Raw genomic sequence first — 26,194 nt, forward strand, 5'->3', positions numbered from 1 at the left:
AGAGGCTCTTTTTGGGCTTTAAAAATAACAATGAATCTGATGGTCTAAGAAGACGTCTTGGTAGTCTTTTAACTCTTCTGGGTGGTAGGCTTTGATGTCGGCCATTTGGTAATCTCTGCCTAGGAGTTTGTATTTGTTTTCGCCAAATTGGTGGAATGGTAAGAGTTGGACTTGGGTGATGTCTAGGCTCTTAAAGAGTTGTGAGAAGGCTTTGGCATCTTCTAGGCTGTCATTAAAATCAGGGATAACAGGAATTCTGAGGACCATTTCTTTTTTCTTTTGAAAAGCATGGTGGATGTTTTTGATGATAAGATTATTAGCAACGCCAGTCATTTGACGGTGTTTGATCTGATTGTAGTGTTTTAAATCGGTATAGATGAAGTCAACATATTCTACCAGCTCTGCAAACTGCTGTGTTTTGGTGTAGGCGGTGGTTTCAATTGCAGTATGCAGTCCAACCTCTTTTGCGGCCTTTAGGATGGCTAAGGCAAAATCAAACTGTGCAAAAATTTCACCTCCTGAAAGGGTGATGCCACCTCCGGATTCCTCATAAAAGTCTTGGTCTTTGAGGACTTCTTCGATGATTTGGTCAACGGTCATGATTTGGCCAATGGTCTCGTAGCATTTGCCGTCTGATGTAAGCATTTTCTCAGCTTTCATGCTTTGGGATTCTGGGTTGGCACACCAAGGGCAGCGTAAAGGGCAACCCTTAAGGAAAACGGTCGTACGGATACCAGGGCCATCATGAATGCTAAAGTGTTGAATGTTAAAAACCATGCCAGATACTGTCGTCATAAGCCTAATCCTTTCTTATAGTGCCATCATAACACAGAAACGAAAGTAAATCAATTACGTTCGTAATTTACTTTTTCTTTGCAAACTTTCTATAAACTGATAAAATGGATAAGAGGTGTATAGAATGAATCGTTTAGATAAAATTATTCAGATGGTATCTGAGGCGCAAAGGGTCAATGTTAACCATCTGTCCGAAAAATTGAAAGTTTCGAAAGTAACCATTCGTAAGGATTTAGATAAGCTTGAAAGTAAGGGGCTTTTACGGCGTGAGCATGGCTATGCGGTTTTAAACAGCGGCGATGACCTCAATGTCCGTCTTTCTTACCATTATAGGGTTAAGCGGAAAATAGCAGAGCAGGCAGCTCAATTAATTGGTGATAATGACACTATTATGATTGAATCAGGCTCGACCTGTGCCTTGCTGGCAGAAGTTTTGTGTCAAACCAAACGCAATATCAAAATTATTACAAACTCGTGTTTTATTGCAAATCATGTCCGTCAACATGCCAATTGTCAGGTCATTTTGCTAGGGGGGAACTATCAGCCAAGCTCAGAAGTGACAGTGGGTCCTCTTTTGAAAGAAATGCTCAATCTATTTCATGTGGATCATCTTTTTGTTGGAACCGATGGCTTCGCAGCAGAAACAGGTTTTATGGGCAAAGACATGATGCGCTCAGAGGTTGTTCGTTACATGTCAGGTGTTGCTGATAAAACCATTATATTGACGGATTCAAGCAAGTTCCAAAAAACAAGCCTTGTTAACCAACTCTCCATTGAGAAAGTCTACGGAGTGATAACAGATAAAGACTTAGATCCAAACATCAGCCGATTCTTAACTGAAAAAGGAATCCAATTGACCTTTGTTTGAGTTCTTTGAAGGCTAACACATAACCATATGACAGTGACTTGTGATATGGTTTTCTTTTTGTCAAAAAAGAAAGCACTTACAAAAAATCTTATTTGTGCTACAATAGTTACTAAAGAAAGAAAAACAATTACGAAAGAAACAAAGGTGACTTTATGACAGAATCAAAAGCTTATTTTGGCTCTTTAACAGAACGAATGAACCGTTACCGTGAATCCGTTTTGAACAAGAAGCCTTATATTGATGCAGAACGTGCCCTTTTAGTAACAGAGACTTACCAAAAACACATGGATAAGCCGGCCAATCTCAAACGTGCTTACATGTTGCAGAATATTTTGGAGAAAATGACCATTTACATTGAAGACGACAGTTTGATTGCAGGTAACCAAGCTTCGTCCAACAAGGATGCTCCAATTTTCCCAGAATATACTCTGGATTTTGTGTTGAAAGAACTGGATCTTTTTGAAAAACGTGACGGTGATGTTTTTTACATTACTGAGGAAACCAAGGAAGAGTTGCGCAGTATTGCTCCTTTCTGGGAAAACAATACCTTACGTGCCAGAGCGGGTGTTCTCCTTCCTAAAGAAGTTGCTGTTTATATGGAAACAGGCTTCTTTGGAATGGAAGGCAAGATGAATTCAGGAGATGCCCACTTAGCGGTAAACTACCAAAAACTCTTAGAAGAAGGCTTGATAGGCTTTGAAAAAAGAGCACGCGCAGCTAAGGCAGCCCTTGATTTAACCGTTCCTGAAAACATTGATAAGTACCATTTTTACGATTCTGTCTTTATTGTTATTGCTGCTGTGAAGACTTATGCAGAACGTTATGCAAAATTAGCTCGCCAAATGGCAGAGACTGCAAGTGCAGACCGGCAAAAAGAGTTGTTAGAAATGGCTCGAATCTGTGATAAAGTCCCTTATCAGCCTGCAGAAACTTTTGCAGAAGCGGTGCAATCCGTTTGGTTTATTCAGTGTGTTTTGCAAATTGAATCAAACGGTCACTCTCTATCTTATGGTCGTTTTGATCAGTACATGTACCCTTATGCTCAGGCAGATATAGAAGCAGGGAGGGAAAGTCAGGAATCGATCATTGAGCGCTTGACCAACTTGTGGATTAAAACCCTAACCATCAATAAGGTGCGCAGCCAATCACATACCTTCTCATCAGCAGGCAGTCCTTTATACCAAAATGTCACTATCGCAGGGCAAACCATTGACAAAAAAGACGCCGTGAATCCAATGTCCTACTGGGTATTGACGAGTGTTGCACAAACCAAATTGCCTCAGCCTAATTTGACGGTGCGCTACCATGCTGGTCTTGATAAGCGTTTTATGAATGAGTGTATTGAGGTCATGAAGCTTGGTTTTGGCATGCCTGCCATGAATAATGATGAGGTGATTATTCCTTCCTTTATTAACAAAGGGGTCTTGGAAGAAGATGCCTATAATTATTCAGCAATTGGTTGTGTGGAGACCGCTGTACCTGGGAAGTGGGGCTATCGATGCACTGGCATGAGTTACATTAATTTCCCTAAAATTTTACTGATTACCATGAATGACGGGATTGATCCAAGTTCGGGTAAACGTTTCGCTAAAGGACATGGACACTTTACGGAGATGACCTCATATGAAGAGTTAAAAGCTGCTTGGGATGAAACCTTGCGTGAGATTACCCGCATGAGTGTTATTGTCGAAAATGCCATTGACCTTGGTTTGGAACGAGAAGTGCCAGATATTCTTTGTTCTGCTTTGACTGATGATTGTATCGGTCGTGGTAAGACTCTGAAAGAAGGCGGAGCGGTTTACGATTTTATTTCAGGCTTGCAAGTTGGGATTGCTAATCTTTCTGATTCACTAGCTGCGCTAAAAAAATTAGTTTTCGAAGAGGAACGTCTGACAACACGAGAACTCTGGCATGCCCTTGAAACCGACTTTGCTGGAGAAGAAGGTGAAGCCATTCGTCAAATGCTGATTAATGAAGCACCAAAATATGGCAATGATGATGATTATGCTGACCAACTCGTGGTTGATGCCTATGACACCTATATTGATGAGATTGCTAAGTACCCCAATACCCGTTATGGCCGTGGACCAATTGGTGGCATCCGCTATTCCGGAACATCATCTATTTCAGCCAATGTTGGTCAAGGCAAGGCAACCCTTGCAACACCAGATGGTCGACACGCAGGAACCCCACTTGCCGAAGGGTGTTCACCAGAGCATAGTATGGATAAAAAAGGACCAACTTCAGTATTGAAATCTGTTTCTAAACTAAGAACAGAAGAAATTGTGGGTGGTGTCCTTTTAAACCAGAAAGTCAATCCACAAACCCTATCAAAAGAAGAGGATAAGGTGAAATTAATAGCCTTGCTTAGAACCTTTTTCAACAGGTTACATGGCTATCATATTCAATACAATGTGGTTTCTAGAGAAACCCTAATAGCTGCGCAAGAAAATCCCGAAGATTACCGTGACCTTATTGTCCGTGTGGCAGGTTATTCAGCCTTCTTTAACAGCTTATCTAAAGCAACACAAGATGATATTATTGAAAGAACAGAACATACCTTATAGGAGAAATAATAGCTATGGAATACATGTTAGATACCTTAAACATTGAAGACATCAAAAAATGGAGCAAGATTTTACCACTTGCAGGGGTAACCTCAAATCCATCAATAGCCAAAAAAGAAGGGCCGATTGATTTCTTTAAACGCATTCAAGAAGTCCGTGAGATTATTGGTGACAAGGCTTCGATTCATGTTCAAGTCATTGCCCAAGATTATGAAGGGATACTAAAGGATGCGCGTGCTATCCGCGAGGCTTGTGGAGATAATAGTTATGTTAAAGTACCTGTGACAGCAGACGGTTTAGCAGCAATCAAAAGCCTGAAAGCAGATGGCTACCACATTACAGCAACAGCTATCTATAGTACTTTCCAAGGCTTGCTTGCTATTGAAGCAGGTGCAGATTATTTAGCCCCTTACTATAATCGTATGGAAAATCTGAACATTGATCCAGAGCAGGTGATTGGTCAGTTAGCAGAAGCAATTGATCGTAACTGCAGTGACAGCAAAATCTTAGCAGCAAGCTTTAAAAATGTAGCGCAGGTTAACAAAGCATTTGCCCTTGGGGCGCAAGCCATCACAGCAGGACCAGATGTTTTCCAAGCAGGATTTGCCATGCCATCTATTCAAAAAGCAGTAGATGATTTTGCCAAAGACTGGGAAAGCATCCACAATAAACAAAGTATTTAAAAAATTTACAGATAAGTGCACAGGCCATGGCCGTTTGCGAGACTCTTCTTGTCGTTTTTAGTGAAAATATCTTGTGATATCACTGTTTACGACAGGAGGAGTTTTGTCGTTTTGAGAAAAATAGTCCAATTCTAAAAGCTTTTAACGTGGTTGACGTCTCCTTGGTGATTTTTTGCTATACTTGACTAAAGACCACTGCTACAAAAAAGAAACGCTAAAAGGAATTTTTATGAAACAGAAAAAGATAATGGTTTCCCTAGTTTTAATTATGTTACTTGTAATTGGCGGCTTTGGGTATATGGTATATAAACAAGATGCCGAAAAAGAAAAAATGATTGCAATAGCACATAGTGAAGAGGCTAAAAAAGTCTATGAATCATTCATGAAAAAAAGAGATAAAAATGCATTTACAAAAGATGGCATAATAAAGAGTTATAAAGTGGATGATAAAAGTTTGGATTATAATCCTATGGGTGGGATGTTTGTTAATGTAGTTATAAACAATTCTTCAAATTTGTACATGAGTTTCAATTTAGTAGAAGAAGATAATAAGTTAGACTACGCTAATGTTGTTGTTTCAGGAGTCCTTTTAGATAAGCTTGGAGAACCAAAATAAAGAAAAAATATGTTATCATCTACGCACCTGTTGAAAAAGGAGTCAGAAAGGTTATTATTTCAACATAGGATGAATTATAAGAAGGCCAATATCAATTGAGGCTAGTATTAAAGGATTTATCATTTTTAGAAGTTAAATTTTTAACTAAGAATAAAAATTGTATTATGTGGTGAAATTTTAGTAAACATACGAGAAAAATTTATTTTTTGAAGAGTATGAAGGTGGCAGAATGAATGTTAAAAAGATTATATATATCCTTTTAGGATTGTTGATTGCAGTAGGTATTGTAATAGGAAGACATCAGTTGCAAGCAAAACGTGAATATGATCAGATGGTTGAAATTGTTGAAAGTAAAGAAGTTAAACACCTCATTGAAGATGATTTGAAATATTTTGATAAAAATGCATTATCAAATAAAGGTAGAGTTAAAGAATATAGTATTGATAAAAAATCAATTAAAAAAAATCCCATGGGTGGTATCATGGTTAATATTTATATTAATAACAACAAAAAATATAAGTTATCCTATACATTAGTACATGAATTAACGGGAAAAGGAATTGATATCGGTGGACGTGGAATTTCAAAAGATTTAAATGTTTTACTTAAGGAGAACTAATATGGTATATAGTGACCTTGAGAGAAGATTAATTGCTGGTGAAGAGTATACTGATTATGATGTAGATGCGACAGTAACTATCGGAAAACAAGAAACTTATAAAGAAATCGGTACAGTTCGAGAAGTTGTTACCGATGATTCAGGTCAAAAAGCTTATGTTGTTCAAAGTCCTGATAAAAAGAATTTTCCGCTTTGACTTTGAAAAAGGAGTTAATCATGAAGAAAAAATATTGGATCGTATTGGTAATATTAGTAACGGTTTTAGGGGGAAGTGGCTATATGGTTTTTAAACAACATACTGAAAAAGAAAAAATGCTTGCAATAGCACATAGTGAAAAAGCAAAGAAGGTATATATTGATATGATAAAACATGAAGATAGTAAAGCATTTACCAATAGTGGCATTATCAAGAAGTATAAGGTGGATGACAGTAGATTAGATTATCATCCCATGGGTGGATTAAAAGTACGGATTGTTATAAATGATAATAAAGATCAGGCAATTAATTTTGATTTGATTGAAAACAGTGATGGAACTTATCATTCTGCATATTATACTATCTCACCTAAGTTGGCAGAAAAGCTAGGCTATTAATATGGAAAAATATCAAAGAAAAGATGCTAGTGTTTTCCAAAATCAGGGAAATCATATTGTTTTAGTGAGCTGTTGATAATAGTCCAGTATTTTATAAGTAAATGAGGAAAAATTTATTTTTTGAAGAGTATGAAGGTGGCAGAATGAATGTTAAAAAGATTATATATATCCTTTTAGGATTGTTGATTGCAGTAGGTATTGTAATAGGAGGACATAAATTGCAAGAAAAACGTGAATATGATCAGATGGTAGAAATAGTTGAAAGTAAAGAAGCAAAATTAGTTTTCGAAAAGACAATTTTTAATATAGAACCTAAAGCTTTTAAAGATGGAGCTATTATACAAAAGTATGAAATTAATAAAGATTCAATCAAACAAAATGGTAGTGTAAAATATCTTGTGTAAACACAAAAAAGGAATAAATCCTGTATAGTAGAGTTACGACACTTCACTAGAAAGAGATTTATTCCCATGACTCAGTTTACCACAGAATTACTTAACTTCCTAGCGCAAAAACAAGATATTGATGAATTCTTTCGATCCTCTTTAGAAATAGCTATGAATGATCTCTTGCAGGTTGAACTATCAGCTTTCCTTGGATATGAGCCATATAAAAAAGAAGGTTACAATACAGGTAATAGCCGTAATGGGACCTACTCTCGACAGTTTGAAACGAAGTATGGCTTAGTCAATTTAATCATTCCAAGAGATCGAAACGGCGAGTTTTCACCAGTTTTATTACCATCTTATGCTAGACGAGATGACCACTTGGAAGAGATGGTGATTAAACTCTATCAAACTGGCGTTACGACACGCGAAATCAGTGACATTATTGAGCGCATGTATGGTCACCACTACAGTCCAGCAACGGTGTCAAATATCACAAAAGTGACTCAAGAAAGTGTCACTGCCTTTCATGAGCGTTCCTTTCAAACTAACTACTCAGTCTTGTATCTAGACGGAACTTACTTACCCTTGCGACGAGGTACGGTCAGTAAAGAATGTATTCACATTGCACTTGGTATCACGCCTGAAGGGTATAAATCAGTTCTTGGCTATGAGATTGCCCCTAATGAAAATAATGTCTCTTGGTCAGATCTTCTTAAGAGGCTACAAAATCAAGGACTTAAGCAAGTTTCTCTAGTTGTTACAGACGGGCTTAACGGTGTGGATCAAATCATCCAACAAGCCTATCCAATGGCTAAACAGCAACGGTGTCTGGTTCACATTGGTCGCAATATCTCCAGTAAGGTCAAACGAGTAGATAGGGCACCTATTCTAAATCAGTTCAAGCAGATTTATCGTGCCACAAATTTACAGGAGGCTATTAAATTATTGGAACAATTTGTTTCTGAGTGGAAACCTCGTTACAAAAAGGTTATGACATCACTTGAAACAACTGAAAATCTCCTAACTTTCTATCAATTTCCACATCACATTTGGTCTAGTATTTACTCTACAAACTTGATTGAATCACTCAATAAAGAAATCAAGCGACAAAGTAAGAAGAGGGTGGTTTTTCCAAATGAAGAAGCCTTAGAACGATGCCTTGTAAGTATTTTCGAAGACTATAACATTAAGTTCGGAGCTCGTATTCATAAAGGATTCGGAGTATGTTTTGACACACTTGATAGCTTATTTGACTAATATTCAAAAACTCTACTCTTGTGTTTACACAAAATTATTGACAGTATCAACAAAATCCTATGGGAGGGATTAATGGGTAGTGTAAAATATCTTGTGTAAACACAAAAAAGGAATAAATCCTGTATAGTAGAGTTACGACACTTCACTAGAAAGAGATTTATTCCCATGACTCAGTTTACCACAGAATTACTTAACTTCCTAGCGCAAAAACAAGATATTGATGAATTCTTTCGATCCTCTTTAGAAATAGCTATGAATGATCTCTTGCAGGTTGAACTATCAGCTTTCCTTGGATATGAGCCATATAAAAAAGAAGGTTACAATACAGGTAATAGCCGTAATGGGACCTACTCTCGACAGTTTGAAACGAAGTATGGCTTAGTCAATTTAATCATTCCAAGAGATCGAAACGGCGAGTTTTCACCAGTTTTATTACCATCTTATGCTAGACGAGATGACCACTTGGAAGAGATGGTGATTAAACTCTATCAAACTGGCGTTACGACACGCGAAATCAGTGACATTATTGAGCGCATGTATGGTCACCACTACAGTCCAGCAACGGTGTCAAATATCACAAAAGTGACTCAAGAAAGTGTCACTGCCTTTCATGAGCGTTCCTTTCAAACTAACTACTCAGTCTTGTATCTAGACGGAACTTACTTACCCTTGCGACGAGGTACGGTCAGTAAAGAATGTATTCACATTGCACTTGGTATCACGCCTGAAGGGTATAAATCAGTTCTTGGCTATGAGATTGCCCCTAATGAAAATAATGTCTCTTGGTCAGATCTTCTTAAGAGGCTACAAAATCAAGGACTTAAGCAAGTTTCTCTAGTTGTTACAGACGGGCTTAACGGTGTGGATCAAATCATCCAACAAGCCTATCCAATGGCTAAACAGCAACGGTGTCTGGTTCACATTGGTCGCAATATCTCCAGTAAGGTCAAACGAGTAGATAGGGCACCTATTCTAAATCAGTTCAAGCAGATTTATCGTGCCACAAATTTACAGGAGGCTATTAAATTATTGGAACAATTTGTTTCTGAGTGGAAACCTCGTTACAAAAAGGTTATGACATCACTTGAAACAACTGAAAATCTCCTAACTTTCTATCAATTTCCACATCACATTTGGTCTAGTATTTACTCTACAAACTTTATTGAGTGATTCAATCAAGTTTTGAGGTTAAGTCAAGTTTTTAGAGTAACAAACGTAGAATTTTAATCTATTTATTTTAAGCACTTACCTTTTCAAATTGATTAGGTGTAAGATACCCTAAACTTTGATGGATTCGTTTTGAATTATAAAAGGCTTCGATGTACCAGAAAATACTCTGATAGGCTTCTTCAAAGTTCTTATATTTAAATTGATACACCCACTCTCTTTTTAAATGTCCATGCCAAGATTCAAGACTGGCATTATGATAAGGGTATCCCCTTCGACTGAAAGAGTGAGTCATCCCATAATACTTAAGCAACTCTTCATACTCTAGACTCGTATACTGGCTTCCTTGGTCAGAATGAAGAATAACAGCTTCTGGATAGTCTTGTGATTTAATGGCCTTATTTAAAGTTCTTTGCACTAATTCTACAGTCATTCGCTTGCCCAAATCCCAAGCAATGACTTTTTTAGTATAACGATCCATAATGGTTGAGAGATAAGCCCATCCTTGTTGAGTAGGAATATAAGTAATGTCGGTTGACCAAACCTTATTTTTCTTTGTAGGTTCAGTCTGTATGAGATTTTTTCGATTGATGTGATCACTTAGTGAGTATCCAGGCTTAAATTTCTTAATGACTACAGACTTGAGTTGAAGTTGCTTCATTAGCTTCTGTACCAGTTTTAACCCGACTTTTTCCCCTTGTTTAAATAGAAGATGATGAATTTTAGGAGCACCATAGATTCCTCGGTTAGCATTGAAGAGTTGAGAAATTTTGAGTGACAGGTATTGTCTCCTTAATTGAGTTTTAGATGGATGTCGGTTAATCCGTTCATAATAACTTGATTCAGGAACATCAAGGAGTTGACAGCTTAGTCTGACATTGAGTGCTAAAGTTTGTATGGTTTGAGCCATATCCGCAGCACTCACTTCTTTTTCTCGGCGAATATGGTCAATACTTTTTTTAAGATGTCTCGTTCTTCCTTAACTTTAGCCAGTTGTCTTTTTAATTCTAGAAAATCAGCTTTAGAGACGGAGCTTTCATTAGATTTAGAGTAGAGGTCTATCCATTTATAAATTGTTGCAGGGGCCACGTCGTATTCTTTAGACAGCTGGGTGACGGATTGACCAGAATGATAGAAGGCGATAAGGGTTTCTTTAAATTCTTTTGAGTAGCGTTTTTTCATGTTTTTGTCCTTTGTCTAAATTATACAATAGTGACTCTAAGATTTAAGGATAACATCATTTGTAGAGTAAATACTAGACCAAATGTGATGTGGAAATTGATAGAAAGTTAGGAGATTTTCAGTTGTTTCAAGTGATGTCATAACCTTTTTGTAACGAGGTTTCCACTCAGAAACAAATTGTTCCAATAATTTAATAGCCTCCTGTAAATTTGTGGCACGATAAATCTGCTTGAACTGATTTAGAATAGGTGCCCTATCTACTCGTTTGACCTTACTGGAGATATTGCGACCAATGTGAACCAGACACCGTTGCTGTTTAGCCATTGGATAGGCTTGTTGGATGATTTGATTCACACCGTTAAGCCCGTCTGTAACAACTAGAGAAACTTGCTTAAGTCCTTGATTTTGTAGCCTCTTAAGAAGATCTGACCAAGAGACATTATTTTCATTAGGGGCAATCTCATAGCCAAGAACTGATTTATACCCTTCAGGCGTGATACCAAGTGCAATGTGAATACATTCTTTACTGACCGTACCTCGTCGCAAGGGTAAGTAAGTTCCGTCTAGATACAAGACTGAGTAGTTAGTTTGAAAGGAACGCTCATGAAAGGCAGTGACACTTTCTTGGGTCACTTTTGTGATATTTGACACCGTTGCTGGACTGTAGTGGTGACCATACATGCGCTCAATAATGTCACTGATTTCGCGTGTCGTAACGCCAGTTTGATAGAGTTTAATCACCATCTCTTCCAAGTGGTCATCTCGTCTAGCATAAGATGGTAATAAAACTGGTGAAAACTCGCCGTTTCGATCTCTTGGAATGATTAAATTGACTAAGCCATACTTCGTTTCAAACTGTCGAGAGTAGGTCCCATTACGGCTATTACCTGTATTGTAACCTTCTTTTTTATATGGCTCATATCCAAGGAAAGCTGATAGTTCAACCTGCAAGAGGTCATTCATAGCTATTTCTAAAGAGGATTGAAAGAATTCATCAATATCTTGTTTTTGCGCTAGGAAGTTAAGTAATTCTGTGAATCGGTTACACTAAACTAGACAGAATTTATAAAGTGTTCTACACTAAAGAAAATAGGAGAATATGATGTCTAGAAAAATACGTCGCCACTTCACTGATGACTTTAAGCAACAAATCGTTGACCTTCACCATGCAGGGATGAAACGAAGTGAGCTTATCAAAGAATATGAGTTAACCCCATCAACCTTCGATAAGTGGGTTCGTCAGGCAAAAACAACTGGGTCATTTAAAACGATTGATAATCTGACAGATGAACAGCGTGAACTGATTGAACTCCGAAAACGCAATAAAGAACTCGAAATGCAGCTAGATATCCTAAAGCAAGCGGCAGTGATTATGGCACGAAAAGAGAAGTAATCACTGCTAATAAGGATAAATATAGCATTTCAGCTATGTGTCGTTGGTTGAACATTCCTCGTTCTAGCTATTACTACAAGACTGTTAAACCAGTCTCTGAAGCGGAACTTGAAGAAAATATCAAAGCTATTTTTCTCGAAAGTAAGGCCAGATACGGTGCTAGGAAAATCAAGAAATGTTTGGAAAATGAAGGTATCCAGCGGTCTCGTCGTCGGATTCGTCGCATCATGCACAGACTCAACTTAGTATCTGTTTATCAGAAAGCAGTCTTCAAGCCACATTCAAAAGGTAAGAATGAGGTAGCTATTCCTAATCACTTAGCCAGACAATTTCATCAAGAAAAGCCTCTAAAAGCTTTAGTGACAGACTTAACCTACGTTCGTGTCGGTAATGGCTGGGCTTATGTTTGTTTCATTATGGACCTCTACAACCGTGAAATCATTGGCTTATCGGTTGGTTGGCACAAGACAGCAGAGCTGGTGAAACAAGCGATTCAGAGTATTCCTTACGCTCTGACCAAGGTCAAGATATTCCATTCGGACAGAGGAAAAGAGTTCGACAATGCCTTGATAGATGATGTGCTTACAGCCTTTGATATCAAACGCTCACTTAGTCAAGCAGGTTGTCCTTACGACAATGCCGTAGCTGAGAGCACCTATCGCGCTTTCAAAATAGAATTTGTCCACCAGGAAACTTTCCAGACGCTAGAAGAATTGGCCCTTAAAACCAAGGACTATGTCCACTGGTGGAATCACCACCGCATTCATGGTAGTCTAAACTATCAGACGCCCATGACCAAAAGATTAACGGTCTAATAAAAACACTTTATAAATCTTGTACAGAAAACTGTTGCCTTTTCAAACGAAGGTATCACACTTTCACGTCGTCGGATTCGACGCATTATGAAGCGACTCAATTTGGTTTCTGTTTATCAGAAAGCCACCTTCAAACCACATTCTAGAGGCAAGAATGAAGCCCCTATTCCCAACCACTTAGACAGGCAGTTTAAGCAAGAAAGACCACTACAAGCCTTAGTCACTGACTTAACCTATGTTCGTGTAGGCAATCGTTGGGCTTATGTTTGCCTCATCATTGACCTATACAACCGTGAAATCATCGGCCTGTCTCTTGGTTGGCACAAGACCGCTGAACTCGTTAAGCAAGCCATACAAAGCATCCCTTACGCCCTGACCAAAGTCAAGATGTTCCATTCAGATCGTGGCAAAGAGTTTGATAATCAGTTAATTGATGAAATATTGGAAGCCTTTGGAATCACACGTTCGCTTAGTCAGGCTGGTTGTCCTTATGACAATGCCGTAGCTGAAAGTACGTATCGTGCTTTCAAAATTGAATTTGTTTATCAAGAAACCTTTCAATCGCTGGAAGAACTAGTTCTTAAGACTAAAGACTATGTTCATTGGTGGAATTACCACCGCATTCATGGTAGTCTCAACTACCAAACACCAATGACTAAAAGATTAATTGCCTAGAAAAACACTTTATAAATGTTGTACAGAAAAGTGTTGCCTTTTCAAACTAAAGAACAGAAAAAAACAGTAGATGCCTTAAAATCTAAGATAATTGTATATATTGATCCAAAAGATTTTATCGGTATGGTGGGGCGTGAGGGGAAAACTGGAAGTGAAGATTCTGTAGGAACTGTTTATTACACCGATAGTAATAATATTGGTTTGATAGACCAACATATGACTTATGGCTATGTTCTAGAGAATGGACAAATTAAAATAATTGATACTTATTTATCAGCTGAAGTAAAAGCTACTCGTAAGGTTATGGGAAATTTCTATAAACATAAGAAAAAACTCCAAAAATCAGGGAAAGGTCTTACCACTAATGAGAAAATCTTCCTAGATGCTGAACAGGCTACAGTTATCGCTAGTGGTTTGGTGGCTACTGCTGAAACGGCTTTGGATGAGGTTAAGAGTTCTGCGCAAACAGCTCTTGAAAAGGCAGAGGAGTTATACAATAGCACTAAAGAGATGCCTTTTGGAATTGTGGAATTAAACGATGCCGAACTAGCAGAAGCTTATGCAGCTGGTGGGGTTAGCTATGCTAGTATTGTGACCAAAACAGATACTCACTTTGATAAGAAGGTTACTAAAGCAGAGGCTATTGTGACTGCCTATACCACTTTAAAATCTGATATTCAAAGGGGGATTTCTGAGATGTTGGCAAAAGATAGTGAATTAGCTGGAGACTTTAAAGAATGGGAAAGCTAGAAGACATTTATAAAACCTTGAAACAAAAGGAAGACGCTTTAGAAACACTTGAGAATCGGTTTCATGCCAGAGAGCGTGAACGCAGTGATTCCTATGCCGAACTAGACCATAGACGCTCACAGTTAGAATTAGCGATTCAAGACATTTATGCCTCAGCCAATCATTTTTTGCATCAAGAAGAAAGCATAAATGAGGAATCTTATTCAAGTTTGAATCGATTAGTGGAAATGTTTCAGGTTGAATTAGATGAGGAATACGAACGGGAATTTCGGACCTTGTCTCTTCAAGAAGATGATGAGAGACAGGAGTATCTTAAAGCGCATAATCGTTTAGAAATGAGTATTGAAGATTTGTATCGACAAAAGCAAGAGTTGGAGTAAGTAGGTGATGACATGGATTTAAGTGCAATTGGAGATTTTATAAAAGGAAAAAAAGATCTTGCAGAAGCAAGAAGAATGATGGAAAAAGTAACGGTAACTAATGTCTATGCCCCTCTTAAAAAAGGAGCTAGGAGGACCATTGTCTCAACATCTGATAAGGAAATAACAGAGATAGCCTTGTCAGCTAAGGCTAGTATGACAACAATTTCTTCTCAGATAGATTCTGCTGTTCAAGGACAATTTCGAACAAAGGTTGAGACTGTTCTTGACGAAAAACAAGCAGCATTTGACGAATTATCATATGGTGAGTAACTTTTTTTCTTCTTATAAGATTATTGAGATGTGATAGAAAATATAATCCATATTCATTTTAATCCCGACTTCATATGTTGATGGTAGTTTGTTTAAGAAAGACCAATACGAAATCCCCCTTCTGAAAAAATAGAAGGGGGATTTCGTGTTATGAAACGATACTAACTTTATATTTTGTCTGAGTACATATCTCTTGGCCAGCCTTTAGGAGTGGTGAAGCAAAGCCCTCAATATTAATAGCATTTGGGAAATATTGTGTTTCTAAGCAGAAGCCTTGGCGCTTTTGATAGTGGTGATGGTCTTTTCCCATATCACCATCTAAGAAATTTCCAGAATAAAATTGCACACCAGGTAAGGTTGTGTAGGCCTCGAGCTTAATGCCGGATGTATCACCAACAGCAATGGCAAAAGGTTCTTCCATAGAAGGGGTGTTAAGCACCCAGTTGTGGTCGTAGCCACCAGCGAAATGCAATTGTTGGTCCTTAGACGAAATGTCTTTGCCAATTTCTTTTGGCTTTCTAAAGTCAAAGGCACTGCCATCAACTGGGCGAATTTCTCCGCTTGGAATAGAATGGGAATCAACTATTGGAGTGAAAGCATCAGCAAGTAATTGCAGGCTGTGCTTTTCAATGGAGCCTGATTCATGGCCGTTGAGATTAAAGTAAGAATGATTGGTTACATTAAAGAGAGTGTCCTTATCTGAAACACCTTTATAGGTGATTAAAAGCTCATTGTCTTCAGAAAGCTTAAAGCCAACCGTAATAGCGAGATTACCTGGATAACCTTGATCACCATCAGGACTGTTTAACATAAAGCTGATAGCACTATCAGATTCTTGATAACTAGCAACATCCCATAACCTGATTTGGTAGCCGTTGGGCCCACTGTGGAGGTTGTTTTCTCCTTCGTTTTGTGGGATCTGAAATTGGTTCTCGTTCAGTGTAAATCGTGCCCCGGCAAGACGGTTCGCGCTTCTACCAACAGTAGCACCGAAGTAGGTATTGGTATTTTTGAAGTAGGCTTCAATGGGATCATAGCCTAAAACAATATCGCGCAGCTGCCCCTTTTTATCTTTGGTTAAAAAGCGTGTAATGGTGGCTCCGAGATTTGTCACGTCAACTTGCGTTCCTTTGGTATTAGACAAAGTGAAGACCTTGATTAGTCCTTTAGGTGATTCAACCGTTTTTACTGATAGTGTCATGTTCATCTCCTCAAGTGCTTATTACCCTAATTTTAAAGCGTTTACATAAACTTGTCAATCTTAGGTGAGTGTTTTACTCTTTTTTTACTCACTAAAAAATTGACTAAATGTGCTAACTGGTCTATCATGTTAAAAAAGACAAGTATGACATTCTAGGAGGTTTGAAGAGATGCCCCAAGTAATCTATTTAGCGGACGATGAAAAAAATATTCGTGATTTATTGATTCCTTTTTTGGAGCGTGACGGCTACCAAGTACATAGTTTTGAAACGGGTGATTTACTATTTGCGGCTTATGAAAAGCAAAAACCTGATTTGGTTATCCTTGATATTATGATGCCAGGAACGGATGGGCTAACCATTCTCAGCCAAATTAGACAAGAAGATTCTAATTTGCCCATTATTTTGTTAACTGCCAGAGATTCTGATGCTGATTTTATCACAGGGTTTACTTTAGGAACAGATGATTACTTTACAAAGCCCTTCTCTCCTATTAAGCTAAGTCTTCATGTTCAGGCCTTGCTAAAACGTCAACAAGAAAAGGCCCCAGAACTTGCCTCGTTAGTACATTTTTTAGATATGACCATTGATCATGATAAAAGACAAGTCCGTTTATCTGGCCAAGACATGTCCTTGACAAAAACAGAGTTTGACCTTTTGGCACTTTTGATGGAAAATCCAGAAATGGCACATTCCAGAGAGGCTATTTTAAAGCGTATCTGGGGGTTTGAAGATATTGAGAGCCGTGCAGTTGACGATACCATCAAACGTCTCCGTAAAAAAATGAAAGTTTTAAATGGTCAAGCTTGTATCAAGACAGTCTGGGGCTATGGCTTTAAAATGGGTGATGCGACAGAATGACATCTAAAAAATTAAGCAGTCATTTGCTATGGTTGAACAGTCTAACTTTGCTGATTGGTTTTGGCTTGATTTATTTTTCCTTTAACTATTTTGTCAGAGACTATATTAATCAGGTGACCAAAGATTCTATGCAGTCTAATTTTACGATTTTAGACAGTATGTATGATAATAAGCCAATTCCAGAAGCAAAAAATAAAAATACAGATAGTGTTTTTGTCTGGTCGCATTATGCGATTTATAATCATCACAAGCAAGTGTTATTTGCTAATGATGACAAGAAAACAATTGGAAAAACCCTTTATTCTTATCTAGATGAGCATGACCTTTGGGATAAATCATCGCGTCGATCAGGAGTATTTATCACCTTAGAGGATAAAACTTATTACGTCATGACCAAGGCCTATGAGGGGGATTACCAAGATGGTGCAATTGTCAAGGTAAAGCCGGACAAGGAGAAAGTTTATCAGGTAATCAATTTTTCAGATGTCACTAATACCCAAACACTAATTAATAACATCAATAGGGTTGTGATTGTGATATTGCTGTCTACTTTTATTGTGACACTTTTGATCATGCGTCGTACTTTTTCTGGCATTGCAAAATCTATAAAGACTGTTCAGCACTATATTGAGAGCCTCTGGCGTTCCCAAGAAGGAATGGCTAAGCAAGATAAAATTATCTTTTCAGAATTTACCCCCCTCCTTGAGGAAAGTCAGGCCATGGCCGATAGAATTCACCATGCTGAAGAGAGTCAAGCCCAATTTTTCCAGAACGCGTCACATGAGTTACGAACCCCACTCATGTCTATTCAAGGGTATACAGAAGCCCTTCAAGAAGGTGTCATTGCTGAGGAGCTTGCCCTGCCAATTATCCATCAGGAAAGTCAGAAAATGAAACAGTTGGTTGATGATATCATGCTGATTTCAAGACTGGATGCTAAGGTAGCGTCCAAACAAGAAGAGGTGTCGCTCAAGGAAGTGCTCCATTCAAGTTATGAGCATTTTTGGGGAATAGCCAAGCAGAAAAATTTAGCCCTTCACTTGAAGCAAGAAGAGCAAGACCAACTTGTTCTTGGTGATGATGCTCTCTTAATACGACTTGTGTCAAATATCATTAGCAACAGTTTGCGCTATGCGCACAGTTATATCTGTCTAGAAAGACAGGGGAAAACCATTGTGATTACCAATGATGGTCCGCCAATTTCACAAGATGATTTACCTCATATTTTTGACAGATTTTATAAGGGGACAGGTGGTCAAACAGGTATTGGTTTAGCCATGGTTCAAGAAATCATGAAGCAACACCACGGTCATGTCAGTGTTTGCAGCAATCAGGAAAAAACACAATTTAAACTCATTTTTTAACTGCCACAAAATTGCCACAAAGTTACCCCAAAATTTCGGAGATTAAAGATTTGAGCTGCGTTATACTATCTTCAAGGTAAAAGAATTTATCAAAAAAAAGAAGGTAGGACATCTCATGATGAACACAGATAAAATGAAGAAAATATCAGTAGCAGCTCTCTTATCATTAACAACAATGACAAGTGTTATTGCACCAGTAGTGCTTGCAGAACAACATGCTCATCATCACTCAAAAGATATTGATGTGGCTTCAATCAAAGCAAAAATTGCCAAAGCTGACAAAGAAGCAGAATCTCTCTATAAAGAAATGGACAGTATTCAAGCCCAAGTTGATAGCATTAAAGCAGCAAAAATGGGAGATGCTGACAAACGTATTCCACAAGAAGTGGAGGATTTGGGAAAACAAAATGAAGCTGTTTTAAGCAAATTTTATCAGGCTGTTGGTGACAAAAGCTGGTCCAGTAATCAAGAAGTTAAAGATTTGGTTAAACAGTCAGCCTTCTCTGCTACTGATAAAAAAACTCTTCTTACTTATTTTGAAACAGTAGAAATCTTAGAAGCTAAACTTAATCAAACTTATGATGCTTTTGAACAAGCGACAATGACGCAAAATGACCAATTAAGACAGTTAACAGCAAAAATTGATGCCATTTATGAAAAACACGGAGTTACTAAAGACACCCTAGCTGCTTACTACAATACCATGGAAATCACAGCTGACTAGGAAGCTATTGACGGTAAACAGGACTAAAGTTCCCATAATAGGGAGCTTTTTTAGCTGGAATGCCTTTTAAAAAATGTTTAAACTAAGAAGTGCCTCCCTGTAATTGTTTTTTATGGTGATAAGGTTTTTGATGGTAATGTGAAAATCATTGTATTATAATAAGACTGTAAATTAAAATTGTAAGGGTTTACCTTAGGAGGAATATCTATGAAAAATAGAAAACTAGTATCACTTCTTATGTTAGTCATAAGCGTCCTTTTCTTAGTTGCTTGCCAGTCAAAACAAGCAGTAAAAGAAAAAGTGGCCTACTTTGAAATGACTCAGAATGGCTCAACCGTTGGTTTGACATACTATTATAAGGGTGATAAGGTTACCAGACAATCTGCCAAAACAAAGGCTACTTATACTGCGCTTGGAGTTGATTCAAAAGAAGCGGCTAAAAAAGAATTAAGTTCTATTGCAAAACAATACCAGGGTGTTAAAGGGTTAAAAGAATCTATTGATTATAAAGATGATCATATTCTTGAAACTGTAGAAGTTGACTACGCTAAAGCGGATATGAAACAATTATCAAAAATTCCAGGTATAGCACTTGCCACTGAAGATGGTAAGGTTCCAGATTATGTTAGCTATAAAAAGACTAAAAAAATGTTAGAAGATAAAGGCTTCAAAAAAGTTGACAAATTAAGCATTAACTAAAGATAAAAAGGCAGGTCCATGACGTCTTAAGCTTTTCAGGACTTGCTTTTCATATGAATAGTACGGTAAATCTTAGTATTTTCTCAGACAAAGTATTATAATTGGACATATAGAAAAGAGGTAGCTTATATGGCACAAATTAAATTAACTCCAGAAGAACTTCGCACATCAGCTCAAAAATACACATCAGGATCTCAACAAGTCACAGATGTGCTTAATTTATTGACACAAGAACAAGCTGTTATTTCCGAAAATTGGGAAGGGTCAGCTTTTGATAGCTTTGAAGCACAATTCAGTGAATTGACACCAAAAATTCAACAATTTGCACAACTTTTAGAAGATATCAACCAACAATTATTGAAAGTTGCAGATATTGTGGAACAAACAGATGCTGATATTGCTTCACAAATTAATGGCTAAATCTCAAATGTAAAAAGAAAATAGACAGGAAGGCCTGAGCCGTCCTGTTTTTTGGTGCTAGTTCTTCTATCAAAAAAGAGAGAATAAATGCAGAGGGAGAAGAGCCATCTCTTAGTCTTAGACTTTTTAGTTGACTTTGTCTTGAAGAAACAAGACAGGAGGATTATAATAGAAGAAAAGAAGTGAGGTAGAAGATGATGTCTCTTTACACAGCTGTAGAAAACTGTTTGAACGAGTTAGGAATTGACTTTCAAGTGGTGGCGCATGAGCCTGCTTTAACCACTGAACAGGCGGATGCTTTTATCGAGGGAATTGAAGGCGTCCGTACAAAGACTATGTTTTTGACAAATAAAAAGAAAACTCAGTATTATCTGCTTATCATGGATGATCAAAAACTGTTAGACATGGAGCGTTTCAAAGATTTAGTCGGTGCAAATAGAATTCGAATGGCTTCTGCGGAAAGTTTATATGCGAAAATGCTTTTGCCACCCGGGATAGTGTCACCATTTGGTTTATTGAACAATGAAGACCACGATATCCTTGTTTATTTTGATAAGGCTATTATGGATGAGGAACGAATGAGTTTTCACCCTAACACCAATGACAAAACTATCTTTTTAAAGACGACAGATTTGTTAGCCTTTTTAGAAGCCATTGATTATCAAGTTACCATTATCGACTTATAAGCTATATCTCCTAAAGAATAGTTCAGCTATTCTTTTTTTGCCGTAGCAGAATTCTGAAATTAATCATCAAAGATGCTATAATTTTTTCAGAAATGAGGTATTACTATGGAAAAATATGATTTATTAGTCATTGGTTTTGGTAAAGCTGGTAAAACACTAGCTGGTAAATTTGCAAAACTTGGGAAAAAAGTTGCATTAATTGAAAAAGACAGCTCCATGTATGGTGGCACCTGTATCAATATTGGCTGTATTCCGACAAAAACCTTAATTCAAGCAGCTGAGGAAAATAAAACTTTCCAAGAAGCTATGCAATTAAAAGATGCCGTAACGTCACGGCTTAATCAAAAAAATAAGGCTGTTTTGGAAATGTCGGGGGCGACATTATACAATGGTTCTGCATATTTTAGGTCTAATCATGTTGTTGATGTTAGAAATAATGGCCAAGTGGAAACAATAGAAGCGCAAACCATTATTATCAACACGGGTGCAACATCAAATGCTTTTCCAATTCCAGGTTTGCTAGAGAGTAATCATGTTTATGACAGTACAGGTATTCAAAGATTAGACAAACAACCTGCTCGTCTAGGAATTATTGGTGGTGGAAATATTGGTCTTGAATTTGCAAGCCTTTATGCAAAGTTGGGAACGAAAGTAACCGTTTTTGATACTGCGCCAGCTATTTTAAGCCGCTCAGATGAAACAGTGGCCAAGTTAGCACAAGAATACATGGAAGAAGATGGTATTACCTTTAAGCTGTCTAGTCAGATTCTTAAGGTGGAAAATAAAGGAGAACAAGTCGCTATTAACTTAGAAGATGGTGTTTATGACTGTGACGCTGTCTTGTATGCATTAGGGCGTAAACCAGCAGTTGATCAACTAGGTCTTGAAAATACTGATATTGCTCTGACAGAGCGTGGTGCTATCAAGGTTAATGATTATTTGCAAACGACTGTTCCTACTGTTTATGCTGTTGGTGATGTTCACGGTGGTTTGCAGTTTACTTACACGTCATTAGATGATTCAAGAATTGTATACAATCACTTGACCAAAGGACGTAACTACAGCCTTAAAGACCGCAAAAATGTTCCAACATCGACCTTTATTAACCCACCTTTATCTGAAGTGGGCATGACAGAAAAAATGGCTAAAGAAGAAGGTATTGCTTATAAGAGTAATGAATTATTAGTTTCTGGAATGCCGAGAGGACATGTGGATAACAAGTTGCGTGGCATCTTTAAGGTTATTGTCAGCACAGAAAATGACCAGATTTTAGGGGCAAGCCTCTTTTCACAAGAATCACATGAGCTCATCAACATGATTAAAATGGCAATGGATAATAAAATCCCTTACACTTACTTTAAAGAAAACATTTTTACCCATCCAACAATGGCTGAAAATTTAAATGATGTCTTCAATTTTTAAGCCTATCACTAAATGAAACCAAAACCCCTTCTCTAAATGCATGAATGCAGAGAAGGGGTTTCTTTTAGACTTCATTAAGTTGCCACTTGTTTGCGTCTTCTTTACTTGCAAAATGTGAAGAAACACATGCCTTATCATTTGTCAGAACTGCTTTAGAAATATGATGATAGATGCAATTCCATAACCAATTAGTAAGATATAGGTCCAATATTTATTTCTGATAAAGAAAAACCGGCTATAATTGTTTATCTCTACAGGTTCATTTTTGACATTATAGAGAACTTCAGATTTTTCATTGCGACAAAAAAGTCGTTCAAAAATAAAATTATAAAAGGCAGGTAACCAAAAGGCAAACATGATGACCTGGTTAAATTCTTGATTGACGGTATCGCTATTTGTAGTTGTGACATCGCCATAAATAAGGTTGGTTAATAAAAACCAACTTGCAAAAGCTAAGCCTATTGATAGAAAGACTAAAAATCCAAATCTTCTCCAGATAATCAATTCTTTTCTCCTAATCCTTTCGATAGTATGATGTTGCTAAAAATAGTAGAAGCTTTTTAAAACTTACTCATTTTTATAGGTAAGCTAAGAAGTAAATCTTTGCTTTTTTCAGCTTACTTGCTTGCGTAACGGTTGTTTGCTTCTTTGAGACTTTCTGCTAACCAAGGGACACCATAGAGTTTTTTGGGGATGAGATAGTTTGTTTTTTTGCCATCTAATGCCGTAAGTGTCAGTTTTTGGAAGCCTACCCCTTTAGTTAAAACGACTTCTTGGATGTCTTCGTTAGGGATAAAAAAGTAATTGTTTTCAACAAATTTTAGGTTCCAAGGGTTTCTTTTGAGGAATAAAAATCCATTTTTTTCAATGCTTAAATGATAGTATTTGATAAAAAGTGCACCAATTAAGCCGAATCCCATTAGGGCTTGTGAGCCTTTTTGAACAGGAAGTGCTAGGGCTTCATCTTGGTAACCCAATTGATTTCTTGTTTGATTGATATAGTTTAAGTCATATGCTTTTTTGACCATTTCACATCTCCTTAGTCTTATGAGTAATGCTATTTGAGATTTAGCAATAGTATATTTAGGAACTTGTCCTCCGATAGTTGTTTATTTTTAACGTTAAAATTTCAATTTATTAATGCGAGTTTTAATAAATTTGAGCCCTTAAAATGATTAAAAAGTCAGAATAAATTCTTAAATGATAACTTTTAACTTGTATAACTCGCTATATTTAGTATAATTGATAAGAATTAGATGTCAATGAAATGGCTGAAAGTGCCACAAATTAAGCAATATGTGTCAGGAGTAATCGAATGAAAGAAGTCAAAAATAGCATTGCGATGAAATCAAGACAAGAGTTAATTCAAGCTTTATTAAGATTGATGAAAAATAATAATTATCAGTTAATTACTGTTAGTGAAATTAGTGATGAAGCTCAATTATCACGCAGAACATTCTATCGCATTTATGATTCTAAAAATGATATTTTGGAAGATATTTTCTATCAACTGTCAGAAGACTATAAGGCCTTTTTACAAAAAGAAAAACACTACTCATTTGACTTAATGGTTGGTAAGTATTTTGAGTTTTGGGAAATGCATATGACCCTGTTAACAATTATTTTAGAACAAGGTCTTTTTTACCAACTGATTAAAGAAATTAACCGTCATTTGCCAAGAATTTATGAAGAAATTAAAGGCGAAAAGTGTCAATGCCACGCGAGTTTTGACAAAAGTCTGACGCTTATGGCTTGTTCCGGTGCACTTTGGAATATTCTCAAATTATGGGTATCCTTTGATACCAGGCCAAGACCTATTGAAATGGTCAACTACATAAAAAACACCGTCAGTAGCATTAATAACAGCATACAAAGTAAAGGCAATTAAACACAAATCAATACTTAATGCGAGTACAGTTTTTAGACAAACTAAAAGAGGGAGAGCATGTGATTTTCTCCCTCTTTTAGTTTTTTGTGTTCTGATAAGGACTCGTTGAGTCAGTCTTGCCATTTAATGGGCCTGCGCCATTTGGTAGAGTTTATTTCCTTTGTAGAGTTCATAAATGGTCCATATGAGAATTAGAAGAACTGCCACTATCATACCATAAGCAATAGTATCAGCTATTAGGAGCTGATGATGGTTGGGATGGTCTCCTAGGAATCCCTCGATTTGGTTTGGGAGTCCTTTCATATTGAGGAAGATGAGACTAATGACAGAGAACCAACCCAGTGTTTTAATAAGCCATGAGTTTTTGAAGTCTTCTGTCATATCACTTTTACTGTTTGTGAATATTAATAAGGGCAACATTGAAAATGGCAAGGCGAAGGCTAAAAATACCTGGGAGTTATTCATTAAGTTATTAATAGCAATATGTTCTTCAACAGTGCTCTTTCCGCTTGTTAATAGGACACAAATGATTACAGGAATAACTGAAATGAGCCGTGTGATTAACCGTCGAAACCAGATGGGCACTTTCATATGGATAAACCCTTCCATAATGATTTGCCCTGTCAGCGTTCCTGTTATGGTGGAATTTTGCCCTGAAGCCAATAAGGCTATGGCAAATAAAAAGGATAAAATACCAGAACTTGCCACATGAGCTAGTATAGAGTTGCTCATAAGATTAGGGTTTGATAGGGAGTCAAATAAGCCAAAGAATGAAGGATCCTTGACACTTCCTGTTTTAAAAACAGCAACTCCCATGATTAGGAGCAAAGCATTAACAAAGAAAGCGACGGTTAATTGAATGTTGGAATCTAAGGTAGAAAAACGAATAGCTCTTGCAATATCTTCTTTCTTATTGTGATTAAGTTTTCGGCTTTGCACAATAGAGGAGTGTAAGTAGAGGTTATGTGGCATAACAGTTGCGCCGATGATACCTAAAGCACCTGATAAGGGGGTTTGCCCATTAACAGTATGAGCCGTTGAAAATGCCTCAGAATGAGGGAGTAACCCCTTGGCAATTTCTCCCCATGCGGGATGAGAAAGAGCTACCTGATAGGTAAAAACTAAAAAGATGACTAAAATTAAGGCGACAACTAAAGATTCAATTTTTCGAAAGCCGATTTTGGTCAACAAGAGTAAGAGTAAGACATCAAAGACAGTGATTAAGACGGCAATTCCAAGAGGGATATGAAATAATAAGTAAAGGGCAATAGCTCCGCCAATCACTTCAGCAATATCTGTTGCCATAATGGCAAGTTCGGTTAGAATCCATAGCATGATGCCGAGTTGTTTACTTGTTCGTGCTCGGATGGCTTGTGCAAGGTCCATTTGTGTAACTAGTCCAAGTTTAGCAGACATGTATTGCAGTAACATAGCAATTAAGCTAGACATTAGGATGATTGACATCAATAAATAGTGGAAATTTTGTCCCCCGGTAATAGAGGTTGACCAATTGCCGGGATCCATATAACCAACAGCAACCAATGCACCAGGTCCTGAGTAAGCCAACAATGTTTTGAAAAAGCTTAGGTTCTTAGGCACTTCAATGCTTCCATTAATTTCTTCCAGTGAAGGCCCATTTGCGTAATCTAGTAAACGGTTTGTTTTTTTGGTGTGTGTTTGTAAAGTTGTCACGAAAAAATCCTTTCTATGATTTAAAAAGTGTGTTTAATAATAAAATTAAGATAACTTAATTCTACTCCTATGATTAAAAATTTGCAATACTTTATTTTTTGACAAAATGTCCAATAGCATCTTATGGTAAGTAATATGATAAAATGAAAGAAAATGGTGTGATTCAAATCAAGAAAT

General features: G+C 37.2%; 27 protein-coding genes and 3 pseudogenes. 23 read left to right on the forward strand and 7 right to left on the reverse strand.

Going from position 1 to position 26,194, the window contains the following annotated elements; all coding sequences use genetic code 11:
* Positions 1 to 18: 18 nt before the first annotated feature.
* Complete coding sequence (locus Q9317_RS01000; RefSeq protein WP_003098872.1) at positions 19 to 795, reverse strand: glycyl-radical enzyme activating protein; 777 nt, start codon at positions 793 to 795, stop codon at positions 19 to 21.
* A 124-nt stretch (positions 796 to 919) separates the two neighbouring features.
* Here Q9317_RS01000 and Q9317_RS01005 point away from each other — a divergent pair, with 124 nt between their 5' ends.
* From Q9317_RS01005 to Q9317_RS01050, 10 genes and pseudogenes are all read left to right on the forward strand, one after another.
* Positions 920 to 1,663, forward strand: coding sequence for a DeoR/GlpR family DNA-binding transcription regulator (locus Q9317_RS01005; RefSeq protein ID WP_003098873.1), 744 nt, complete (start codon positions 920 to 922; stop codon positions 1,661 to 1,663).
* A gap of 152 nt (positions 1,664 to 1,815) precedes the next feature.
* Positions 1,816 to 4,230, forward strand: coding sequence for a glycyl radical protein (locus Q9317_RS01010; RefSeq protein ID WP_016355776.1), 2,415 nt, complete (start codon positions 1,816 to 1,818; stop codon positions 4,228 to 4,230).
* Between the two features lie 14 nt (positions 4,231 to 4,244).
* Positions 4,245 to 4,913 carry a fructose-6-phosphate aldolase gene (locus Q9317_RS01015; RefSeq protein WP_003098876.1) on the forward strand — a complete coding sequence of 223 codons (669 nt, stop codon included), beginning with the start codon at positions 4,245 to 4,247 and terminating at the stop codon, positions 4,911 to 4,913.
* 229 nt (positions 4,914 to 5,142) lie between these two features.
* Positions 5,143 to 5,529 carry a DUF1310 family protein gene (locus tag Q9317_RS01020; RefSeq protein ID WP_003098878.1) on the forward strand — a complete coding sequence of 129 codons (387 nt, stop codon included), beginning with the start codon at positions 5,143 to 5,145 and terminating at the stop codon, positions 5,527 to 5,529.
* A 229-nt stretch (positions 5,530 to 5,758) separates the two neighbouring features.
* Complete coding sequence (locus Q9317_RS01025) at positions 5,759 to 6,148, forward strand: DUF1310 family protein (protein WP_003098879.1); 390 nt, start codon at positions 5,759 to 5,761, stop codon at positions 6,146 to 6,148.
* 1 nt (position 6,149) lies between these two features.
* A complete protein-coding gene (locus tag Q9317_RS01030; protein WP_003098880.1) occupies positions 6,150 to 6,344 on the forward strand; it encodes a hypothetical protein in 195 nt (64 codons plus the stop codon).
* Positions 6,345 to 6,364: 20 nt separating this feature from the next.
* A complete protein-coding gene (locus Q9317_RS01035; protein ID WP_017794754.1) occupies positions 6,365 to 6,742 on the forward strand; it encodes a DUF1310 family protein in 378 nt (125 codons plus the stop codon).
* Positions 6,743 to 6,885: 143 nt separating this feature from the next.
* On the forward strand, positions 6,886 to 7,146 hold the full coding sequence (locus tag Q9317_RS01040; protein WP_259458740.1) for a DUF1310 family protein: 261 nt from the start codon (positions 6,886 to 6,888) through the stop codon (positions 7,144 to 7,146).
* 66 nt (positions 7,147 to 7,212) lie between these two features.
* Positions 7,213 to 8,388 carry an IS256 family transposase gene (locus tag Q9317_RS01045; RefSeq protein WP_003099060.1) on the forward strand — a complete coding sequence of 392 codons (1,176 nt, stop codon included), beginning with the start codon at positions 7,213 to 7,215 and terminating at the stop codon, positions 8,386 to 8,388.
* A 165-nt stretch (positions 8,389 to 8,553) separates the two neighbouring features.
* Positions 8,554 to 9,555, forward strand: a pseudogene (locus tag Q9317_RS01050) (IS256 family transposase); the annotation flags it as partial.
* A 70-nt stretch (positions 9,556 to 9,625) separates the two neighbouring features.
* On the opposite strand, the gene Q9317_RS01055 reads toward Q9317_RS01050, so the two are convergent.
* Both Q9317_RS01055 and Q9317_RS01060 read right to left on the reverse strand, forming a co-directional pair.
* Positions 9,626 to 10,737, reverse strand: a protein-coding gene (locus tag Q9317_RS01055) for an IS3-like element IS981 family transposase (RefSeq protein ID WP_089180045.1) whose coding sequence is annotated in 2 segments (ribosomal slippage) — positions 9,626 to 10,521 and positions 10,521 to 10,737 — 1,113 coding nt in all. Because the reading frame shifts where the segments join, the coding sequence is not laid out codon by codon here.
* A gap of 57 nt (positions 10,738 to 10,794) precedes the next feature.
* Positions 10,795 to 11,772: pseudogene (locus Q9317_RS01060) on the reverse strand (IS256 family transposase); the annotation flags it as partial.
* Between the two features lie 67 nt (positions 11,773 to 11,839).
* Here Q9317_RS01060 and Q9317_RS01065 point away from each other — a divergent pair.
* From Q9317_RS01065 to Q9317_RS01085, 5 genes and pseudogenes are all read left to right on the forward strand, one after another.
* A protein-coding gene (locus Q9317_RS01065) for an IS3 family transposase (protein ID WP_089180041.1) occupies positions 11,840 to 12,945 on the forward strand; the annotation gives its coding sequence in 2 pieces (ribosomal slippage) (positions 11,840 to 12,116 and positions 12,116 to 12,945; 1,107 coding nt in all).
* Positions 12,946 to 12,978: 33 nt separating this feature from the next.
* Positions 12,979 to 13,620 (forward strand): annotated as a pseudogene (locus Q9317_RS01070) (IS3 family transposase); the annotation flags it as partial.
* Positions 13,621 to 13,635: 15 nt separating this feature from the next.
* A complete protein-coding gene (locus tag Q9317_RS01075; protein WP_235284164.1) occupies positions 13,636 to 14,370 on the forward strand; it encodes a hypothetical protein in 735 nt (244 codons plus the stop codon).
* Positions 14,358 to 14,750: a hypothetical protein gene (locus tag Q9317_RS01080; RefSeq protein ID WP_003098889.1), complete on the forward strand. Its 393-nt coding sequence runs from the start codon at positions 14,358 to 14,360 to the stop codon at positions 14,748 to 14,750. Before Q9317_RS01075 ends, Q9317_RS01080 begins: the two co-directional genes overlap by 13 nt.
* Before the next feature lie 12 nt (positions 14,751 to 14,762).
* Positions 14,763 to 15,062 (forward strand): hypothetical protein, encoded by a 300-nt coding sequence (locus tag Q9317_RS01085; RefSeq protein ID WP_003098891.1) that lies wholly within the window; start codon positions 14,763 to 14,765, stop codon positions 15,060 to 15,062.
* A gap of 148 nt (positions 15,063 to 15,210) precedes the next feature.
* Here Q9317_RS01085 and Q9317_RS01090 read toward each other — a convergent pair whose 3' ends face one another.
* Entirely contained in the window at positions 15,211 to 16,263 is a 1,053-nt protein-coding gene (locus tag Q9317_RS01090; protein WP_003098892.1) for an aldose epimerase family protein, read from the reverse strand.
* 169 nt (positions 16,264 to 16,432) lie between these two features.
* Here Q9317_RS01090 and Q9317_RS01095 point away from each other — a divergent pair, with 169 nt between their 5' ends.
* The 7 genes from Q9317_RS01095 to Q9317_RS01125 all read left to right on the forward strand — a co-directional run bounded on the left by Q9317_RS01095 (position 16,433) and on the right by Q9317_RS01125 (position 22,437).
* Entirely contained in the window at positions 16,433 to 17,122 is a 690-nt protein-coding gene (locus tag Q9317_RS01095) for a response regulator transcription factor (RefSeq protein WP_003098894.1), read from the forward strand.
* On the forward strand, positions 17,119 to 18,486 hold the full coding sequence (locus tag Q9317_RS01100) for a sensor histidine kinase (protein ID WP_003098897.1): 1,368 nt from the start codon (positions 17,119 to 17,121) through the stop codon (positions 18,484 to 18,486). Before Q9317_RS01095 ends, Q9317_RS01100 begins: the two co-directional genes overlap by 4 nt.
* Positions 18,487 to 18,601: 115 nt before the next feature.
* Entirely contained in the window at positions 18,602 to 19,210 is a 609-nt protein-coding gene (locus Q9317_RS01105; protein WP_003098898.1) for a hypothetical protein, read from the forward strand.
* Between the two features lie 207 nt (positions 19,211 to 19,417).
* Positions 19,418 to 19,909 carry a YehR family lipoprotein gene (locus Q9317_RS01110; RefSeq protein WP_003098900.1) on the forward strand — a complete coding sequence of 164 codons (492 nt, stop codon included), beginning with the start codon at positions 19,418 to 19,420 and terminating at the stop codon, positions 19,907 to 19,909.
* 129 nt (positions 19,910 to 20,038) lie between these two features.
* Complete coding sequence (locus Q9317_RS01115; protein WP_003098902.1) at positions 20,039 to 20,329, forward strand: WXG100 family type VII secretion target; 291 nt, start codon at positions 20,039 to 20,041, stop codon at positions 20,327 to 20,329.
* A gap of 197 nt (positions 20,330 to 20,526) precedes the next feature.
* A complete protein-coding gene (locus tag Q9317_RS01120; protein ID WP_003098903.1) occupies positions 20,527 to 21,015 on the forward strand; it encodes a prolyl-tRNA synthetase associated domain-containing protein in 489 nt (162 codons plus the stop codon).
* A gap of 105 nt (positions 21,016 to 21,120) precedes the next feature.
* A complete protein-coding gene (locus Q9317_RS01125; RefSeq protein ID WP_003098904.1) occupies positions 21,121 to 22,437 on the forward strand; it encodes an FAD-containing oxidoreductase in 1,317 nt (438 codons plus the stop codon).
* 141 nt (positions 22,438 to 22,578) lie between these two features.
* Here the strand turns inward: Q9317_RS01125 and Q9317_RS01130 are convergent, their stop codons facing one another.
* Positions 22,579 to 22,941, reverse strand: coding sequence for a hypothetical protein (locus Q9317_RS01130; protein ID WP_003098906.1), 363 nt, complete (start codon positions 22,939 to 22,941; stop codon positions 22,579 to 22,581).
* A gap of 113 nt (positions 22,942 to 23,054) precedes the next feature.
* Entirely contained in the window at positions 23,055 to 23,465 is a 411-nt protein-coding gene (locus tag Q9317_RS01135) for a hypothetical protein (RefSeq protein ID WP_003098917.1), read from the reverse strand.
* Between the two features lie 287 nt (positions 23,466 to 23,752).
* On the opposite strand from Q9317_RS01135, the gene Q9317_RS01140 reads away from it, so the two are divergent.
* Positions 23,753 to 24,325: a TetR/AcrR family transcriptional regulator gene (locus Q9317_RS01140; protein WP_003098920.1), complete on the forward strand. Its 573-nt coding sequence runs from the start codon at positions 23,753 to 23,755 to the stop codon at positions 24,323 to 24,325.
* A gap of 123 nt (positions 24,326 to 24,448) precedes the next feature.
* Here the strand turns inward: Q9317_RS01140 and Q9317_RS01145 are convergent, their stop codons facing one another.
* Positions 24,449 to 26,017 (reverse strand): Nramp family divalent metal transporter, encoded by a 1,569-nt coding sequence (locus Q9317_RS01145; protein WP_017794664.1) that lies wholly within the window; start codon positions 26,015 to 26,017, stop codon positions 24,449 to 24,451.
* Positions 26,018 to 26,194 lie beyond the last annotated feature (177 nt).

Origin of the sequence: Streptococcus iniae (assembly GCF_030732225.1) — a bacterium.
In the GTDB taxonomy this organism is placed as follows: Bacteria; Bacillota; Bacilli; order Lactobacillales; family Streptococcaceae; genus Streptococcus; species Streptococcus iniae.

Excerpts from the sequence above, each read along its gene's own strand:
- Q9317_RS01000 (WP_003098872.1), bottom strand. The coding sequence starts at position 795 with ATGACGACAGTATCTGGCATGGTTTTTAACATTCAACACTTTAGCATT.
- Q9317_RS01005 (WP_003098873.1), top strand. The coding sequence starts at position 920 with ATGAATCGTTTAGATAAAATTATTCAGATGGTATCTGAGGCGCAAAGG.
- Q9317_RS01010 (WP_016355776.1), top strand. The coding sequence starts at position 1,816 with ATGACAGAATCAAAAGCTTATTTTGGCTCTTTAACAGAACGAATGAAC.
- Q9317_RS01015 (WP_003098876.1), top strand. The coding sequence starts at position 4,245 with ATGGAATACATGTTAGATACCTTAAACATTGAAGACATCAAAAAATGG.
- Q9317_RS01020 (WP_003098878.1), top strand. The coding sequence starts at position 5,143 with ATGAAACAGAAAAAGATAATGGTTTCCCTAGTTTTAATTATGTTACTT.
- Q9317_RS01025 (WP_003098879.1), top strand. The coding sequence starts at position 5,759 with ATGAATGTTAAAAAGATTATATATATCCTTTTAGGATTGTTGATTGCA.
- Q9317_RS01030 (WP_003098880.1), top strand. The coding sequence starts at position 6,150 with ATGGTATATAGTGACCTTGAGAGAAGATTAATTGCTGGTGAAGAGTAT.
- Q9317_RS01035 (WP_017794754.1), top strand. The coding sequence starts at position 6,365 with ATGAAGAAAAAATATTGGATCGTATTGGTAATATTAGTAACGGTTTTA.
- Q9317_RS01040 (WP_259458740.1), top strand. The coding sequence starts at position 6,886 with ATGAATGTTAAAAAGATTATATATATCCTTTTAGGATTGTTGATTGCA.
- Q9317_RS01045 (WP_003099060.1), top strand. The coding sequence starts at position 7,213 with ATGACTCAGTTTACCACAGAATTACTTAACTTCCTAGCGCAAAAACAA.
- Q9317_RS01075 (WP_235284164.1), top strand. The coding sequence starts at position 13,636 with ATGTTGTACAGAAAAGTGTTGCCTTTTCAAACTAAAGAACAGAAAAAA.
- Q9317_RS01080 (WP_003098889.1), top strand. The coding sequence starts at position 14,358 with ATGGGAAAGCTAGAAGACATTTATAAAACCTTGAAACAAAAGGAAGAC.
- Q9317_RS01085 (WP_003098891.1), top strand. The coding sequence starts at position 14,763 with ATGGATTTAAGTGCAATTGGAGATTTTATAAAAGGAAAAAAAGATCTT.
- Q9317_RS01090 (WP_003098892.1), bottom strand. The coding sequence starts at position 16,263 with ATGACACTATCAGTAAAAACGGTTGAATCACCTAAAGGACTAATCAAG.
- Q9317_RS01095 (WP_003098894.1), top strand. The coding sequence starts at position 16,433 with ATGCCCCAAGTAATCTATTTAGCGGACGATGAAAAAAATATTCGTGAT.
- Q9317_RS01100 (WP_003098897.1), top strand. The coding sequence starts at position 17,119 with ATGACATCTAAAAAATTAAGCAGTCATTTGCTATGGTTGAACAGTCTA.
- Q9317_RS01105 (WP_003098898.1), top strand. The coding sequence starts at position 18,602 with ATGATGAACACAGATAAAATGAAGAAAATATCAGTAGCAGCTCTCTTA.
- Q9317_RS01110 (WP_003098900.1), top strand. The coding sequence starts at position 19,418 with ATGAAAAATAGAAAACTAGTATCACTTCTTATGTTAGTCATAAGCGTC.
- Q9317_RS01115 (WP_003098902.1), top strand. The coding sequence starts at position 20,039 with ATGGCACAAATTAAATTAACTCCAGAAGAACTTCGCACATCAGCTCAA.
- Q9317_RS01120 (WP_003098903.1), top strand. The coding sequence starts at position 20,527 with ATGTCTCTTTACACAGCTGTAGAAAACTGTTTGAACGAGTTAGGAATT.
- Q9317_RS01125 (WP_003098904.1), top strand. The coding sequence starts at position 21,121 with ATGGAAAAATATGATTTATTAGTCATTGGTTTTGGTAAAGCTGGTAAA.
- Q9317_RS01135 (WP_003098917.1), bottom strand. The coding sequence starts at position 23,465 with ATGGTCAAAAAAGCATATGACTTAAACTATATCAATCAAACAAGAAAT.
- Q9317_RS01140 (WP_003098920.1), top strand. The coding sequence starts at position 23,753 with ATGAAAGAAGTCAAAAATAGCATTGCGATGAAATCAAGACAAGAGTTA.